At 69.7% G+C, this 15522-nt stretch carries 14 protein-coding genes; 5 read left to right on the top strand and 9 right to left on the bottom strand.

From position 1 onward, the window contains the following. Positions 1-5 precede the first annotated feature (5 nt). From tal to pgl, 5 genes are read left to right on the top strand one after another with little or no spacing between them, the layout of a single operon-like run. The gene (gene tal / locus VIR15_RS10145) at positions 6-1118 is read left to right on the top strand and encodes a transaldolase (protein ID WP_331927356.1); all 1113 of its coding nucleotides are present in this window, start codon (positions 6-8) and stop codon (positions 1116-1118) included. Further along, complete coding sequence (locus VIR15_RS10150; protein WP_331927357.1) at positions 1115-2737, top strand: phosphoglucose isomerase-related protein; 1623 nt, start codon at positions 1115-1117, stop codon at positions 2735-2737. Before tal ends, VIR15_RS10150 begins: the two co-directional genes overlap by 4 nt. Beyond that, complete coding sequence (gene zwf, locus VIR15_RS10155) at positions 2734-4275, top strand: glucose-6-phosphate dehydrogenase (protein ID WP_331927358.1); 1542 nt, start codon at positions 2734-2736, stop codon at positions 4273-4275. The genes VIR15_RS10150 and zwf overlap by 4 nt, the downstream gene beginning before the upstream one ends. Next, positions 4272-5465 (top strand): glucose-6-phosphate dehydrogenase assembly protein OpcA, encoded by a 1194-nt coding sequence (locus VIR15_RS10160; RefSeq protein ID WP_331927359.1) that lies wholly within the window; start codon positions 4272-4274, stop codon positions 5463-5465. Before zwf ends, VIR15_RS10160 begins: the two co-directional genes overlap by 4 nt. Then, entirely contained in the window at positions 5462-6196 is a 735-nt protein-coding gene (gene pgl, locus VIR15_RS10165; RefSeq protein WP_331927360.1) for a 6-phosphogluconolactonase, read from the top strand. The genes VIR15_RS10160 and pgl overlap by 4 nt, the downstream gene beginning before the upstream one ends. Positions 6197-6318: 122 nt before the next feature. Here pgl and VIR15_RS10170 read toward each other — a convergent pair whose 3' ends face one another. The 9 genes from VIR15_RS10170 to uvrC all read right to left on the bottom strand — a co-directional run bounded on the left by VIR15_RS10170 (position 6319) and on the right by uvrC (position 15481). Continuing rightward, the gene (locus VIR15_RS10170) at positions 6319-6669 is read right to left on the bottom strand and encodes an RNA polymerase-binding protein RbpA (protein WP_331927361.1); all 351 of its coding nucleotides are present in this window, start codon (positions 6667-6669) and stop codon (positions 6319-6321) included. A gap of 10 nt (positions 6670-6679) precedes the next feature. Beyond that, positions 6680-6925, bottom strand: coding sequence for a preprotein translocase subunit SecG (gene secG / locus VIR15_RS10175; protein ID WP_331927362.1), 246 nt, complete (start codon positions 6923-6925; stop codon positions 6680-6682). A 127-nt stretch (positions 6926-7052) separates the two neighbouring features. Then, complete coding sequence (tpiA, locus tag VIR15_RS10180; RefSeq protein WP_331927363.1) at positions 7053-7862, bottom strand: triose-phosphate isomerase; 810 nt, start codon at positions 7860-7862, stop codon at positions 7053-7055. Then, complete coding sequence (locus tag VIR15_RS10185; RefSeq protein ID WP_331927364.1) at positions 7862-9088, bottom strand: phosphoglycerate kinase; 1227 nt, start codon at positions 9086-9088, stop codon at positions 7862-7864. Before VIR15_RS10185 ends, tpiA begins: the two co-directional genes overlap by 1 nt. 81 nt (positions 9089-9169) lie before the next feature. Beyond that, positions 9170-10174, bottom strand: a complete 1005-nt coding sequence (gap, locus tag VIR15_RS10190) for a type I glyceraldehyde-3-phosphate dehydrogenase (RefSeq protein ID WP_331927365.1) — start codon at positions 10172-10174, stop codon at positions 9170-9172. A gap of 138 nt (positions 10175-10312) precedes the next feature. After that, positions 10313-11293, bottom strand: coding sequence for a DNA-binding protein WhiA (gene whiA / locus VIR15_RS10195; protein ID WP_331927366.1), 981 nt, complete (start codon positions 11291-11293; stop codon positions 10313-10315). 143 nt (positions 11294-11436) lie between these two features. After that, positions 11437-12405, bottom strand: a complete 969-nt coding sequence (locus tag VIR15_RS10200; RefSeq protein ID WP_331927367.1) for a gluconeogenesis factor YvcK family protein — start codon at positions 12403-12405, stop codon at positions 11437-11439. A gap of 2 nt (positions 12406-12407) precedes the next feature. Continuing rightward, entirely contained in the window at positions 12408-13340 is a 933-nt protein-coding gene (rapZ, locus tag VIR15_RS10205; protein ID WP_331927368.1) for an RNase adapter RapZ, read from the bottom strand. After that, positions 13337-15481: an excinuclease ABC subunit UvrC gene (gene uvrC / locus VIR15_RS10210; RefSeq protein WP_331927369.1), complete on the bottom strand. Its 2145-nt coding sequence runs from the start codon at positions 15479-15481 to the stop codon at positions 13337-13339. Before uvrC ends, rapZ begins: the two co-directional genes overlap by 4 nt. Positions 15482-15522: the final 41 nt, after the last annotated feature.

A 15522-nucleotide genomic window follows, 5' to 3' on the forward strand; every position in this document is an offset into this window, starting at 1 on the left:
CCACCATGACAAATCCCAACACCAAGGCACTGTCGGACGCCGGCGTCTCGATCTGGCTCGATGACCTGTCGCGCGAGCTGATCGAGACCGGCAAGATCGCCGAGCTCATGGAGGAGCGCAACGTCGTCGGGATGACCTCCAACCCGACGATCTTCCAGCAGGCCCTGTCCTCAGGGGACCGTTACAACGACGACCTGGCGGCCCTGACGAACAAGGGCAAGAGCGCCGAGGAGATCGTGCACGAGCTGACGACGGCCGACGTGAGTGACGCGTGTGACCTGTTCCGGCCGATCTACGACCGGACCGGCGGCGTCGACGGCCGGGTCTCCATCGAGGTCGACCCCCGGCTGGCCCACGACACGGAGCGCACGATCGACCAGGCCAAGCAGCTCTACGCCGACGTGGACCGGCCCAACGTCCTCATCAAGATCCCCGCGACCGAGGCGGGGCTCCCAGCGATCACGGCGGCCACCGCGGAGGGCATCAGCGTCAACGTGACCCTGATCTTCGCGCTGGACCGCTACCGCGCCGTCATGAACGCCTACCTCGAAGGGCTCGAGAAGGCGCACGCGGCGGGCAAGGACCTGTCGAAGATCTACTCCGTCGCATCGTTCTTCGTCTCGCGCGTGGACACCGAGGTCGACAAGCGACTGGACGCCATCGGGACCGACGAGGCGAAGGCCCTGCGTGGCAAGGCCGGCGTCGCCAACGCCCGACTCGCGTACCAGGCCTACGAGGAGGTCTTCGGCACGCCACGCTGGAAGAGCCTCGCCGACGAGGGAGCCAACGTCCAGCGCCCGCTCTGGGCCTCGACGGGCGTCAAGGACCCCGCCTACCCGGACACCCTCTACGTCACCGAGCTCGTCGCCCCCGGCGTGGTCAACACGATGCCGAGCAAGACGCTCGAGGCGACCGCCGACCACGCAGAGATCAAGGGCGACACCGTGACGGGCAACTACGCCGACGCGAGTGCAGTGCTGGACGGCCTTGCCGCCCAAGGGATCTCCTACAACGACGTCGTCCAGGTCCTCGAGGACGAAGGCGTCGAGAAGTTCGAGAAGTCGTGGACCGCGCTCCTCGCCGGCGCTGCTGAGGAGATGGAGAAGGTGCGGGCATGACCGCCCTGTCCGTCAGCGCGTCTGGAGCAGCTGCGGACGCGATCGAGCGGCACGTCCCTGACCTCGTCCGGGACTCGGTGGCGAGTCGGCTCTTCGCCAGGGACGCCACCCTGTGGGGTCCTGAGGCGGAGTCGGAGGCGAGCATCCGCCTCGCCTGGGTCGGCCTCGCCACGTCCTCCCGGCCGCTCGTCGGGGAGATCGCAGCGCTGCGGGAGGTCTTTGCGGAGGAGGGGCTCGACCACGTCGTCCTCTGTGGCATGGGCGGGTCCTCGCTCGCGCCGGAGGTCATCTGCGCCACCGCAGGCAAGCCCTTGGTCGTGCTCGACTCGTCCGACCCGGACTACGTGCGGCGAGCCATCAGCGACGACCTCGAGCACTCGGTGGTCGTCGTGTCAAGCAAGTCGGGCTCGACCGTGGAGACCGACTCGCAACGGCGGGCCTACGAGCAGGCCTTCACGGAGGCAGGGATCGATCCGGCTGCCCGCATAGTGGTCGTGACGGATCCGGGGAGCCCGCTCGACGCCGAGGCGCGGGCGAAGGGGTATCGCGTCGTCAATGCCGATCCCAACGTCGGCGGGCGCTACTCGGCGCTGACCGCCTTCGGTCTCGTGCCGAGCGGTCTCGCGGGAGTGGATGTCTCGGCCCTGCTCGACGAGGCGGAGTCGGTCGCCGACCTGCTCGCAGCCGACGACGCCGCCAACCCGGCCCTTCGGCTGGGGGCCGCTCTGGGTGGCACCGATCCGCTCCGCGACAAGGTGGCTCTGCTCGACGACGGCTCCGGGATCCACGGCTTCGCCGACTGGGCCGAGCAGCTCATCGCCGAGTCCACCGGGAAGGACGGCACCGGACTGCTCCCCGTCGTGGTCCAGTCGGAGGAGGACCCCGAGATCCAGTGGCCCGCGAGCGACGTCCTCGTGGCCCGTCTCGTGGCGGCCGACGACGAGACCCGCCCGAGCGGCGACAGCGTCCGCGTCGGCGGGACGCTCGGCGCCCAGATGCTGCTCTGGGAAGCGGCCATCGCCGTGTCGGGGCGACTGCTCGGGATCAACCCGTTCGACCAACCGGACGTCGAGTCCGCGAAGCAGGCCGCTCGCGGGCTCCTCGAGGAGGGCACCGGTGAAGGCACTGCGCCGGCCTTCGTGGACGGGGCCGTTGAGGTCCGCGCACTGGGGGGTGGCTGGCTGGGTCAGGCGGCAACCGTCGACGAGGCCGTCACCGCACTGCTGGGACAGGTCGGCGAGCGCGGCTACGTGGCGGTGATGGCCTACCTCGACCGGCTCGAGGATGCCGACCTGGCCGAGTGCCGACGGGCTCTGGCCAAGCGCACGGAGCGGCCGACGACCTTCGGATGGGGGCCCCGGTTCCTCCACTCGACCGGGCAGTTCCACAAGGGCGGACCTCCCGTGGGGGTCTACCTCCAGATCACCTCCGCCCCGCACGAGGACCTTCCGGTACCGGGCCGGGACTTCACCTTCGGGAAGTTCATCGCGGCACAGGCGGGCGGCGACGCACAGGTGCTCGCCGACCACGGGCGGCCGGTCGTTCGGCTGCACCTGACCGAGCACGACGCCGGACTGGCCCAGGTCCGCAAGGCGCTGCAGGCGGGAGACCACGGATGAGCCCGGCGCGGGTCGCCCATGGCGTGAACCCGCTGCGCGACCCGGAGGACAAGCGCCTCCCCCGGATCGCGGGTCCTTGCAGCATGGTGCTCTTCGGCGTCACCGGTGACCTCGCCCGCAAGAAGCTCTTGCCCGCCATCTACGACCTCGCGAACCGCGGGCTGCTGCCGCCGGGCTTCTCACTGGTCGGCTTCGCCCGCCGCGACTGGGCCACCCAGGATTTCGGCAAGGTCGTCCATGAGGCGGTGCGGGAACACGCCAGGACCCCGTTCAGCGACTCGGTCTGGCGCAACCTCGCCGAGGGGTTCCGCTTCGTGCCGGGCACGTTCGACGATCCGGCGGCATTCGACCTGCTCGCCCAGACCGTGCGTGAACTTGACTCCGTTCGGGGCACTGGCGGGAACCATGCCTTCTACCTGTCGGTCCCGCCGGCGTTCTTCGCCCCGGTCTGCGAGCAGCTCGAACGGTCGGGGCTCGCCGAGGCGGATGGGGACTCCTGGCGTCGCGTCGTCATCGAGAAGCCGTTCGGCCACGACCTGCGAAGCGCACAGGAGCTGAACCGGATCGTCGAAAAGGTCTTCCCGCCGGACAGCATCTTCCGGATCGACCACTATCTCGGCAAGGAGACCGTCCAGAACCTGCTCGCCCTGCGGTTCGCCAACCAGCTCTTCGAACCGGTCTGGAACGCGCACTATGTCGACCACGTGCAGATCACGATGGCCGAGGACATCGGAATCGGCGGGCGGGCCGGCTACTACGACGGCATTGGTGCCACGCGCGACGTCATCCAGAACCACCTCCTGCAGCTCCTCGCTCTGACGGCGATGGAGGAACCGGTGTCCTTCGACGCCAATGAACTGCGCGGGGAGAAGGAGAAGGTCCTGTCGGCCGTACGTCTGCCTCAGGACCTCGACGCCCACGCCGCCCGCGGGCAGTACGCCGCGGGATGGCAGGGTGCCACCGAGGTCGTCGGCTATTGCGAGGAGGACGGGGTCGCCCCCGACTCCACGACCGAGACGTTCGCCGCCGTGACGCTTGAGGTCGACACCCGGCGGTGGGCCGGTGTGCCCTTCTACCTACGCACGGGAAAGCGCCTGGGCAAGCGGGTGACCGAGATCGCCGTCATCTTCAAACGCGCACCGCACCTGCCCTTCGAGCACACGGCGACCGAGGAGCTGGGCGAGAACGCCGTCGTCATCCGGGTCCAGCCGGACGAGGGCGTCACGATCCGCTTCGGGTCGAAGGTGCCGGGCGGGCAGATGGACATTCGCGATGTGACGATGGACTTCGGCTACGGATCGGCCTTCACGGAGAGCTCACCCGAGGCCTACGAGCGCCTCATCCTCGACGTGCTTCTGGGAGATCCCCCGCTCTTTCCCCGCCACGAGGAGGTCGAGCTGTCCTGGCGCATTCTCGACCCGCTCCTCAGGCACTGGCAGCGCAACGGCAAGCCGGAGCAGTATGCCGCCGGCACCTGGGGACCGCCCTGCGCCGTCCGGATGCTCGAACGCGACGGTCGCACCTGGAGGATGCCGTGATCCGCGACCTCACCGACACGACCACGGCTGCGGTGAGCAAGACCCTCGTCCGGCTCCGCAACGACGTCGGTGCGATGGCGCTCGGTCGGGTCCTGACCCTCATCGTCGTGGTCGACGACAGCGACGCTTCTGAGGCGATCGACATCGCCACCCATGCCAGCCGCCAGCATCCCTGCCGGATCATCGTGCTCATCTCGGGTGAACGCCGTGGCCGCAGCCGCCTCGACGCCCAGATCCGCCTGGGCGGTGACGCGGGTGCGAGCGAGATCGTCGTCCTCCGGCTCTACGGTCCGCTGGCCAAGCATGGTCCGAGCGTCGTCGTCCCGCTCCTGCTACCCGACTCCCCCATCGTCGCGTGGTGGCCCGGTGAGGCACCCGATGACGTCGGGAACGACCCCATCGGGACGATGGCGCAGAGGCGCATCACCGACGCGGCCCAGCACCGAAGCTCACGCGTCGTCCTCAAGAAGCGCGCCCAGACGTATCGGCCCGGCGACACCGACCTGTCCTGGACCCGGATCACCCATTGGCGCGGCCTGCTCGCAGCCGCGCTGGACCAGCCCCCGTACGAAACGGTGACTGGGGCGGTTGTCTCCGGAGCGCCGGACTCTCCATCGACCGACTTGCTGGCCGCGTGGCTGGCCCAGCGACTGAAGGTGCCGGTCCAGCGCGTCGCCACCCCTCGAGGGTCGGGCATCAGCGCGGTGCGCCTCGAGCGCAAGGGTGGACCCATCGATCTGGTCCGCCCAGGCGACGTCGTCGCCACGTTGTCCCAGCCGGGCCAACCGGACCGCCGGATCACCCTGCCCCGTCGCGAGGCCAAGGAGATCCTCGCCGATGAACTGCGCCGTCTCGACCCGGACGACACGTACGAGCAGGCCCTGGTGCTCGGCATCGAGAAGCTCACCCCGGTGCGCTTCTCGGCTGAGCAAGCCGCTCGCGCGGGCAAGGCACCCAATCCGGACCAGTCGCGACGGCTGGCCGCCCGTCTGCGGCGCGTCGACTCCGCGAAGGAGGCGATGGCGATGGTCACCGCTCCCCCGGCCCCGGACACCGCCAAGACGGCCCAGGTGCGCTCCGCGACCAGGCGCAAGCTCGCCGGCGAGCCCACACCACGCGAGGAGACGAAGGCCGCCGAGAAGGAACCCAAGAGCAAGAGGACCACCCCCACCAAGAAGGCCTCGTCATGACTCCCGAGCCGGTCGTCATCGTTCATCCGGACAAGCAGTCCGTCGCTGACGCAGCGGCGGCTCGCCTCGTCACGGCCCTCCTCGATGCGCAGGCACGTTCCGACGAGGCACAGATCGCCCTGACCGGAGGATCGCTCGGCTCGGACATCATCACGTCACTCACTCAGGTGCCGGCGCGCCACGCGGTCGACTGGCAGAGGGTCCGCGTCTGGTGGGGAGACGAGCGGTACCTGCCGCTAGGGGACCCGGACCGCAACGACACGCAGAACGACGAGGCGGGGCTCACCGCGCTGGGCCTCGACCAGGCCAAGGTCCATCGGGTCCAGGGACCAGATCAGTCCGACAGTGCCGAGGCGAGTGCCGCGGCCTACGCTGCGACGTTCCGGCAGCACGGACACGGCGACTTCGACGTCGTCGTCCTCGGCATGGGCCCGGACGGCCACGTCGCGTCGCTCTTCCCGCACCACGAGGCGCAGCGCGTCACAGGTGCCCTCGCCGTGGCGGTCCACGACTCACCCAAGCCGCCGCCTGACCGGGTTTCCCTCACCTTCGAGTGCCTGGCCCGCTCCCGGGAGATCTGGTTCCTCGTGGCCGGAGCGGACAAGGCCGACGCCGTCGCGGCCGCGCTCGACCCCTCCTCCGACCGGTGGGACGTGCCGGCGTCGGCGCCGAAGGGCGCCGAGGCGACGCGGTGGCTCATCGACGCCGCGGCCGCTTCACGTCTTCCCTGAACTTCACCACAGACAGTCGTATGCCGCTGAGCGGGCGCGCGCTCAGCGGCATACGGAACGTGGGTGGCCGGGTGTGCCGCCTTTGGAGGGACGTCTCGGCCAGCCGGCTCTCACGGGTGCGGTCACTGGATGAGGCCACGCTCGCGCAGGCTGGTCAGCGCCTCGTCAAGGATGGCGGCGCCGTCGGCGTCGCTGCGGCGCTCCTTCACGTAGGCGAGGTGGGTCTTGTAGGGCTCCACCCTCGGTGGAGCCGGCGGGTTGTCCTGGTCCTGGCCGGCCGGGAAGCCGCAGCGGGGGCAGTCCCAGATGTCGGGCACCACCATGCCCGGCTCCTCCGCGAAGCTCGGCTTCGTCTCGTGGCCGTTGGAGCACCAGTAGGAGACATAGACCCGGGGGGCCGCGTCCCCGCGCTCGGCCTCACCCATGGGGCCGGCGCCGACTCGGCTGCCTCGAATTGCGTTACCGCTCGCCATGTGCGTCCTCTCAGCTCTGGAAGCGGGCCAGCAGGCCCAGTCCGATGATCGCCGCGGCCCAGACCGTGGCAACGGCCACCGTGAAGCGGTCGAGGTTGCGCTCGGCGACCGAGGAGCCACCGAGCGAGGTCGACATGCCACCGCCGAACATGTCCGACAGGCCGCCACCCTTGCCCTTGTGCAGGAGGATGAAGAGGGTCAGGATCAGGCTGGACAACACCAGCAGGACCTGCAGCACGATGCGAACCGCATCCACGTGGTCACTCCAAATCGTCGGCTACGGGCGCTGCCCGTCGGATGGTGGGGCTTTGGTGGGCCACGGGACAGGATACCTTCCCGGACCGGCTGGACCGAACGAGCGGCGTGCGTCTGGCCCGTTGGGCTCAGGTCGCCGTGACGTGATCTCGGTAGCGGCAGATCGACGCGAACTCAGCCGGGTCGATCGACGCGCCGCCGACGAGGGCGCCGTCGACATCCTCCTGCGCCATGATCGCCGCGACGTTGGCGGCCTTGACGCTCCCGCCGTAGAGGATCCGCACGCCATCGGCCAGGTCGCCGCTGTACAGCTCGGCGAGCAGGGTGCGGATGGCGGCGCACACCTCCTGGGCGTCTTCGGGCGTGGCCACCTCACCGGTGCCGATGGCCCAGATCGGCTCGTAGGCGATGACGATGCTCGTCGCCTGCTCCTTCGTCACGCTGTCGAGCGCCGCCCGCAGCTGGGCCACGACGTGCTCGACCTGGCGGCCCTCCTTACGCACCCCGAGGGCCTCGCCGCAGCAGAGGATCGGCGTCAGCTCGTGCGCGTAGGCGGCCTTGACCTTGGCCGCCACGACGTCGTCGGTCTCGTCGTGGTACTCCCGGCGCTCGCTGTGGCCGACGATGACGTAGGTGCACCCGAGCTTCTTCAGGAAGGCTCCGGAGATGTCGCCCGTGTAGGCACCCGACGCGTGCGGTGAGAGGTCCTGGGCGCCATAGTGCAGCCGCAACCGGTCTCCCTCGACGAGGGTCTGCACGGATCGGAGGTCGGTGAAGGGCGGGATGACTGCGACCTCGACGGCGTCGTAGTCGTGCTTGGCGTCGCGCAGGGTCCAGTCCAACTTCTGGACGAGGTGGGTCGCCTGCAGGTGGTCGAGGTTCATCTTCCAGTTCCCCGCCATCAGCGGGACCCGGCCCGCAGGCTTCTCCCCAGCCATCAGGCGTCTCCTGCCCGGTCGTCGGCGTCGCCGTCGAGGACGGTGAGACCGGGCAACTCCTTGCCCTCGAGGTATTCGAGGCTCGCACCGCCTCCGGTGGAGATGTGGCCGAAGTCGGTGTCCGCGAAACCGAGCTGCCGTACCGCGGCGGCGGAGTCGCCGCCGCCGACGACGGTCAAGGCCCCGTCGCGAGTCACCTCGGCCAGTGCCTGTGCGATCGCCTTGGTTCCCGCGGCGAACGGCGCCATCTCGAAGGCACCCATCGGCCCGTTCCAGAACACCGTGCGACAGTCGGACAGCTTCTCAGCGAAGCGACGGGAGGACTCCGGGCCGATGTCGAGACCCATCCGGTCCGCAGGGATGGCGTCCACGGCGACGACGTCGTGCGCCGCGTCGGCGCTGAACGCGTCCGCGACGACGATGTCGGCGGGCAGGACGATCTCGACGCCCCCCTTCTCAGCCCGCTCGAGATAGCCCTTGACGGTGTCGATCTGGTCGGCCTCGAGCAGGCTCTTGCCCACCTCGAGGCCCTTTGCTGCGAGGAAGGTGAACACCATGCCGCCACCGACGATGAGCCTGTCGGCGGTGCCGAGCAGGTTTCCGATGACCCCGAGCTTGTCGGACACCTTGGCGCCACCGAGGACGACGGCGTAGGGCCGCTGCGGGTCGCGGGTCAGACGGCGCAGCACGTTGACCTCGGCCTCGACGAGGCCACCGGTCGCGTGCGGGAGCAGCCGGGCCACGTCGTAGACGGAGGCCTGCTCGCGGTGCACGACGCCGAAGCCGTCCGAGACGAAGACGTCGGCGAGCGAGGCGAGTGCCTGGGCGAACTCGGCGCGGCCCTCGTCCGTCTTGGCGGTCTCGCCGGGATTGAAGCGGAGATTCTCGAGCAGGAGCACCCCGCCTTCCTTGAGGTGCTCCACCGCGGACCTGGCGCTGGGACCCACGGTGTCTTCCGCGAAGGTAACCGGCGCACCGAGGACCTCGCCGAGCCGCTTGGCGACGGGCGCGAGCGAGTACTGCGCGTCCGGCTCGCCCTTGGGGCGTCCCAGGTGCGCGCAGACGATGACGCGCGCCCCCATCTCGGTGAGCATCCGGATGGTCGGTGCGGACGCGCGGATGCGGCCGTCGTCCGTGATCGTCGTGCCGTCCAGCGGCACATTGAGGTCAGAACGGACGAGGACGCGCTTGCCGCGCAGGTCCCCGAGGTCGCCAATCGTCTTCACGCGCTTGCCTCTTCGGTCGGGTCAGGTGGGTGACGGGTACGAGGTGGGATGTGCGGAGTGTGGCGGCTGCTTCTGGAGTCGTCAGAGCGACTGGCCGACGAGCTTGACGATGTCGACGAGCCGGTTCGAGTAACCCCACTCGTTGTCGTACCAGCCGACGACCTTGACCTGGTTGCCGATGACCCTGGTCAGGCCGGCGTCGAAGATGCACGATGCCGGGTCGGTCTCGATGTCCTTGGAGACGATCGGGTCCTCGGTGTAGACGAGGAAGCCCTTGAGGGGTCCCTCGGCGGCAGCCTTGACGGCGGCGTTGACCTCGTCGACCGTCGTCTCGCGGCCCGCCTCGAAGGTGAGGTCGGTCGCCGACCCGGTCGGCGTCGGCACCCGGAACGCGAAGCCATCGAGCTTGCCCTTGAGGTCGGGAATGACCAGGCCGATGGCCTTGGCCGCGCCCGTCGTCGTCGGGACGATGTTGAGCGCGGCGGCCCGAGCACGCCGCAGGTCCCGGTGCGGCCCATCCTGGAGGTTCTGGTCCGCCGTGTACGCGTGGATCGTCGTCATGAGGCCCTTGACGATGCCGAACTCGTCATGCATGACCTTCGCCATCGGTGCGAGGCAGTTCGTGGTGCACGACGCGTTGGAGATGATGGTGTGGTTGGCGGCGTCATACAGGTCGTCATTGACGCCCATGACGATGGTGATGTCCTCGTTCTTGGCCGGGGCAGAGATGATCACCTTCTTGGCGCCCGCATCGAGGTGGGTCCTGGCCTTCTGCGCGTCGGTGAAGAAGCCGGTCGACTCGACGATGACGTCGGCTCCGACCGACGCCCAGCCGATCTGGGCGGGATCCTTCTCCTCGAAGACGCGAATCGAATTGCCGTCGACGCTGATTGACGTCTCGTCGTAGGTCACCTCGCCCGGGAACTTGCCCAGGATGCTGTCGTACTTCAGCAGGTGGGCGAGGGTCTTGTTGTCCATGAGGTCATTGGTGGCAACGACCTGGAGGTCGGCCCCGGAAGCCAGGGCGGCGCGGAGGAAGTTGCGGCCGATGCGGCCAAAGCCGTTGATGCCTACGCGAACGGTCACGGTGTGCACCTCTTCAAGTGAGACTTCACTGGTCGGCGGGCGCCGCAACGCTGCGATGTCCGCACGGTCAACCCTAGTCCGTCAGCGAATACCCGTTTCAGTGAGTCTCATCGCACAGGGCGGGCTGGGGGCCAGCGGTCAGCCGTCCAGCATCTCCGGCGTGAGGTTGGCCTCGGTGCCGGGTATGCCCAGCTCCTCCGCGCGTTTGTCGGCCATCGCGAGCAGCCGACGGATGCGGCCGGCCACGGCGTCCTTCGTCATGGGTGGCTTCGCGAGCTGGCCGAGCTCCTCCAGGCTGGCCTGCTTGTTCTCGAGGCGGAGCGTCCCTGCCTCACGCAGGTGTTCCGGCACGTCGTCACCGAGGATCTCCATGGCCCGCTCGACCCTGGCGCCGGCGGCCACCGCGGCGCGTGCGGAGCGGCGCAGGTTGGCGTCGTCGAAGTTCGCGAGACGGTTGGCGGTGGCGCGGACCTCGCGCCGCATGCGGCGCTCCTCCCACGCGAGGACGGCGTCGTGCGCCCCGAGGCGGGTGAGCATCGCCCCGATGGCATCACCGTCACGGATGACGACACGGTCGACGCCGCGCACGTCGCGAGCCTTGGACTGGATGCCGAGCCGACGAGCTGCTCCCACGAGGGCCAGGGCGGCCTCCGGGCCCGGCGAGGTGATCTCGAGGGCGGACGATCGGCCCGGCTCGGTGAGCGAGCCGTGGGCGAGGAAGGCTCCCCGCCACGCCGCTTCCGAGTCGCACGTCGGCCCGCTGACGACCTTGGGTGGCAGGCCCCGGACGGGGCGCCCCTGGGCGTCGATGAGGCCCGTCTGGCGCGCGAGCGTGGCACCTTCCTCGATGACCCGCACGACGTACCGGGAGCCTCGCCGCAGACCACCCGCGGCGAGCACGAGGACGTCGCTCCGGTGGCCGTAGACCTCGGAGATGTTGCGGCGCAGGCGGCGCGCGGCGTTCGCGGTGTCGAGCTCGGCCTCGACGACGATCTGGCCACCGATGATGTGCAGGCCCCCGGCGAAGCGGAGCATGGTCGACACCTCGGCCTTGCGACAGCAGGGCTTGGTCACCTCGAGACGCGAGAGCTCGTCCTTCACCATTGCTGTCATCGCCATGGTCGACATCCTGCCATTCGGTTCACCGCACCGGTCTCGATGCAAGCCCGATCGAGTGAACAAGTTCTGCGCCAGAAGTCGTTCACTCGATCTTGGCGGGGCGAACCCCGACTCCGGTCCGCAGCCGGCGCCGGTCGCGCGTCTCAGGCCGAGATGACGTCGCGGAGCGCCGCGGCGAGCCGAAGGGGGTCGTGGACGCCGGGGCGACCACGTGCCACGACGGGAGCGACGACGAGGTCGGCCCCGACATCCGCGGCGGCGGCCTTCAGGGCCTCGGGATCGTCCACCACGCTCGGGTCGGCAAGCACGGCGTCCAGCCGCAGGTCAGGAGCGTTCGCGGCGAAGGATCGCAAGTGGTCCTCCGCACTGAAGTCGCGCGTCTCGTCCCTGGCCACCTCGAGGTTGAGGTTGAGCAGCCGACGGGCCTTCGTCGCGACCAGGGCGTCGGCGAGGTCGGGCACGAGCAGGTGCGGCATGACCGACGTGAACCACGAGCCCGGGCCGAAGACGATCCAGTCGGCCTCGGCGACCGAGGTCAGCGCCTCGGGGCATGGCCGCGGGCAGGTCGGCAGGATCCCGATCGAGGACACGGTGCCCGGCGACGACGCGATGCGGTGCTGTCCGTGCACGACGACCGTCTCGTCCGGCGACGCAGGATCATGGCCGCGGATCTCCGCGACGATCTCGAGAGGCTCGGCAGCCATGGGCAGCACGCGTCCGCGGGCCCCGAGCAGCCGGCCGACGAGGTCGAGGCCCCGGACCGTGTCACCGAGCAGCTCCCAGATCGAGACGATCATGAGATTGCCGAGCGCGTGACCGTTGAGCTCCCCGGATCCCGCGAAGCGGTGCTGCAGCACGTCCCGCCACGTGTGGCCCCAGTCCGAGTCGTCGCAGAGCGCGGCGAGGGCCATGCGCAGGTCACCAGGCGGCAGGACGTGGAAGTCGTCCCGGAGCCGGCCGCTCGACCCGCCGTCGTCGGCGACCGTGACGACTGCGGTCAGGTGGTCCGTGAGGAGGCGTAGCGCACTGAGTGACGCGGCGAGCCCGTGTCCTCCGCCGAGAGCAACGATGTGCCGCTGGTCATTCCTCAGCAGCCGAGCGGCAGGCGGCACCGTCACTCCCGGCCCAGGTCACGATGGACGATGAAGGTGTCGACCCCCTCGGGCTGCCCGATTCGGGCACTGAGCGCTTCGGCGGTGGCCACGGAGCGGTGCTTGCCTCCGGTGCAGCCGATCGCAACGGTGACATACCGGCGGCCCTCCCGGATGTACCCCTCGATCATGGTCTCGAGCAGGTCGCTCGCCCGGTCGAGGAACTCCTCGGCGCCGGCCTGCTGCATGACGAACTCGGCCACTGCCTCGTCCTGTCCGTTGAGTGGCTTGAGCTCGGGCACCCAGTACGGGTTGGGCAGGAACCGCATGTCCAGGACGACGTCGGCGTCGAGCGGAAGGCCGTACTTGAACCCGAAGCTCATCACGGCGATTCGGAGCTGTACCTCTCGGTCGCCGGCGAAGATGGACGTCAGCTTTGCGGCCAGCTGGTGGACGTTGAGTCCTGAGCTGTCGATGACCACGTCGGCGCTCGATCGCAGGTCGAGGAGGAGCGAACGCTCCCGCTGGATGCCGTCGAGCAGTCGGCCGCGACCCTGGAGGGGATGCGGGCGGCGGACGCTCTCGAAGCGACGGACGAGCGCCTCGTCCGTGGCGTCGAGGAAGAGCACACTCGGTCGCTCACCCCTGGCGGTGGCGGCGTCGATGGCCTCCTGCAGGTGCGCGAACCAGCCGCGAGAACGGACGTCGACGACAACCGCCACCCGGCGTGGCGCGGGCTCGGGCTTGCGCTCCTGGGAGGCATGCCGCAGCTCGGCCAAGGGCTCGAGCATCTGGGGCGGCAGGTTGTCGACGACCAGCCAGCCCAGATCCTCGAGGACGTTGGCGGTCGTCGTCCGGCCGGCGCCGCTCATGCCTGTGACGATGACGAGCGGTGCGTCGGCGACGGCGCTCTCGCCGCGCTGCGGACTCTCGGACGTCGCGGACCGGGTGTTCATTCGAGGATCTCTCCTGTCGTGAGGCTGACGGCCGGTTGCGCCGGACCGCCCTCGGACAAGTGCGCGACGATGGCAGCGGCGAGGGCGGGCCCGATCCCCGGCACCGCCATGATGTCCTCCGCGGCTGCTGCCCGGAGTCGTTTCACGGAGCCGAAGTGCCTCAGCAGCGCCCGCTGGCGCGCCGCCCCCAGACCCGGCACGCCGTCGAGCTGCGAGGCCGTCATCGCCTTCGAGCGCCGCTGGCGGTGGAAGGTGATGGCGAAGCGGTGCGCCTCGTCGCGAAGCCGCTGGAGCAGGTAGAGGCCCTCACTCGTGCGCGGCAGGATGACGGGGTACTCGGTCCGCGGCAGCCACACCTCCTCGAGTCGCTTGGCCAGGCCGACGAGGGCCACCTCCTCGATGCCGAGCTCGTCCAGCACTGCCTGGGCAGCGTTGACCTGCGGCAGACCGCCGTCGACGACGACGAGGCTGGGCGGGTAGGCGAAGCGTCGAGGGCGGCCGGTGGCTGGGTCGATGGGGCCCGACGCCCTGTCATCATCGGCACCAGCATCCGCGTCGACAACCGGACCGACACCGCCAACGGACCCGCCTGCGGGGCTGGCTGTGGCGTCGTCCCCCGGCTCGACGCCAGTGGCCAGGTCGAGGTCCCCGATGCCCTCGGCCTCCTCGAGGTAGCGACGGAACCGCCTGGTCAGCACTTCGCGCATCGCGGCGGTGTCGTCAACCGCCCCTGCCTCCGTGCCCGACTCCGGGCCCGACTCCGAGTCGGCCGCGTGGTGCCCGTTCGCACCTCCGGACCCGTTGGCCCCGCGGACGATGAACCGCCGGTACTCGCCCTTGCGCGCCAGCCCGTCCTCGAAGACGACCATGCTCGCCACGACGTTGGTGCCCTGGACGTGGCTCACGTCGTAGCCCTCGATCCGCAGTGGTGCCTCGGCCAGGCCGAGGTAGTCCTGGAGCTCCTTGAGTGCCTGGCTGCGCAGGGTGAGGTCCCCGGCGCGCGCCACCTTGTGGCGGGTCAGGGACTGCTCCGCGTTGCGCCGAACCGTCTCCATCAGGCTCCGCTTGTCACCGCGTTGAGGAACGCGAACCGAGACGGCCGAGCCGCGCAGCCCGGAGAGCCAGGACACGACCGCCTCCCGGTCGGCCGGCAGGATCGGGACCAGGACCTCGCGGGGCACGGCATGGCGGTCGCCGTTCTCCTGGTCAACATCGCCGTAGACCTGCTGGAGCAGGTGCTCGATGAGGAGCGGCAGGTCCTCGCTCTCCTTCTCGACGACCCAGCCCCGCTGACCCCGGATCCGTCCGCCGCGGACGTGGAAGACCTGCACGGCCGCCTCGAGGTCGTCATCGGCCAGGGCGAAGACGTCTGCATCGGTGGCGTCTCCGAGGACAACGGCCTGCTTCTCCAACGCCTTGCGCATCGCCGTGAGGTCATCTCGCAGCCGGGCGGCCTCCTCGAACTCGAGGTTGGTAGCGGCCTCCCTCATCCGGGCCTCGAGACGCTTGCTGAACCGGCTCGTGTCGCCGGACATGAAGTCACAGAAGTCCTCGGCAATGGCTCGGTGCTCCTCGGCGGTGACCCGGCCCACGCACGGCGCCGAGCACTTGTCGATGTAGCCGAGCAGACACGGCCGGCCGCTCGCCGCGGCCCGCTTGAAGACGCCGGCGGAACAGGTCCGGATCGGGAAGACCCGGAGCAGCAGGTCGAGGGTCTCCCGAATGGCCCAGGCGTGACCATACGGACCGAAGTACCGCGTGCCGCGCCGCTTGGCGCCCCGCATCACCTGGGCACGGGGGAACTCCTCCCCCATCGTCACGGCGAGGAACGGGTAGGACTTGTCGTCGCGGTACTTGACGTTGAACCTGGGGTCGAACTCCTTGATCCACGAGTACTCGAGAGCGAGGGCCTCGACCTCGGTGCGGACCACGGTCCACTCGACCGACGCGGCGGAGGTGACCATCGTGGCCGTCCGCGGATGGAGGGCGGCCAGGTCCTGGAAGTACGAGGACAGCCGTGGCCGAAGGGACTTGGCCTTGCCGACGTAGATGACACGTCCGTGAGCGTCCCGGAAGCGGTAGACGCCCGGGTCGAGCGGGATCTCGCCCGGTCTGGGGCGGTAGGTCGTCGGATCGGCCACACCACCACCCTATGTCGGGTCACCGACGCGCCCGTATGCCG

The sequence above is a fragment of the Intrasporangium sp. genome (genome assembly GCF_036566125.1).
Classification (GTDB): domain Bacteria; phylum Actinomycetota; class Actinomycetes; order Actinomycetales; family Dermatophilaceae; genus Intrasporangium.

Excerpts from the sequence above, each read along its gene's own strand:
- zwf (WP_331927358.1), top strand. The coding sequence starts at position 2,734 with ATGAGCCCGGCGCGGGTCGCCCATGGCGTGAACCCGCTGCGCGACCCG.
- whiA (WP_331927366.1), bottom strand. The coding sequence starts at position 11,293 with ATGGCGATGACAGCAATGGTGAAGGACGAGCTCTCGCGTCTCGAGGTG.
- tal (WP_331927356.1), top strand. The coding sequence starts at position 6 with ATGACAAATCCCAACACCAAGGCACTGTCGGACGCCGGCGTCTCGATC.
- pgl (WP_331927360.1), top strand. The coding sequence starts at position 5,462 with ATGACTCCCGAGCCGGTCGTCATCGTTCATCCGGACAAGCAGTCCGTC.
- rapZ (WP_331927368.1), bottom strand. The coding sequence starts at position 13,340 with ATGAACACCCGGTCCGCGACGTCCGAGAGTCCGCAGCGCGGCGAGAGC.
- VIR15_RS10150 (WP_331927357.1), top strand. The coding sequence starts at position 1,115 with ATGACCGCCCTGTCCGTCAGCGCGTCTGGAGCAGCTGCGGACGCGATC.
- VIR15_RS10170 (WP_331927361.1), bottom strand. The coding sequence starts at position 6,669 with ATGGCGAGCGGTAACGCAATTCGAGGCAGCCGAGTCGGCGCCGGCCCC.
- tpiA (WP_331927363.1), bottom strand. The coding sequence starts at position 7,862 with ATGGCTGGGGAGAAGCCTGCGGGCCGGGTCCCGCTGATGGCGGGGAAC.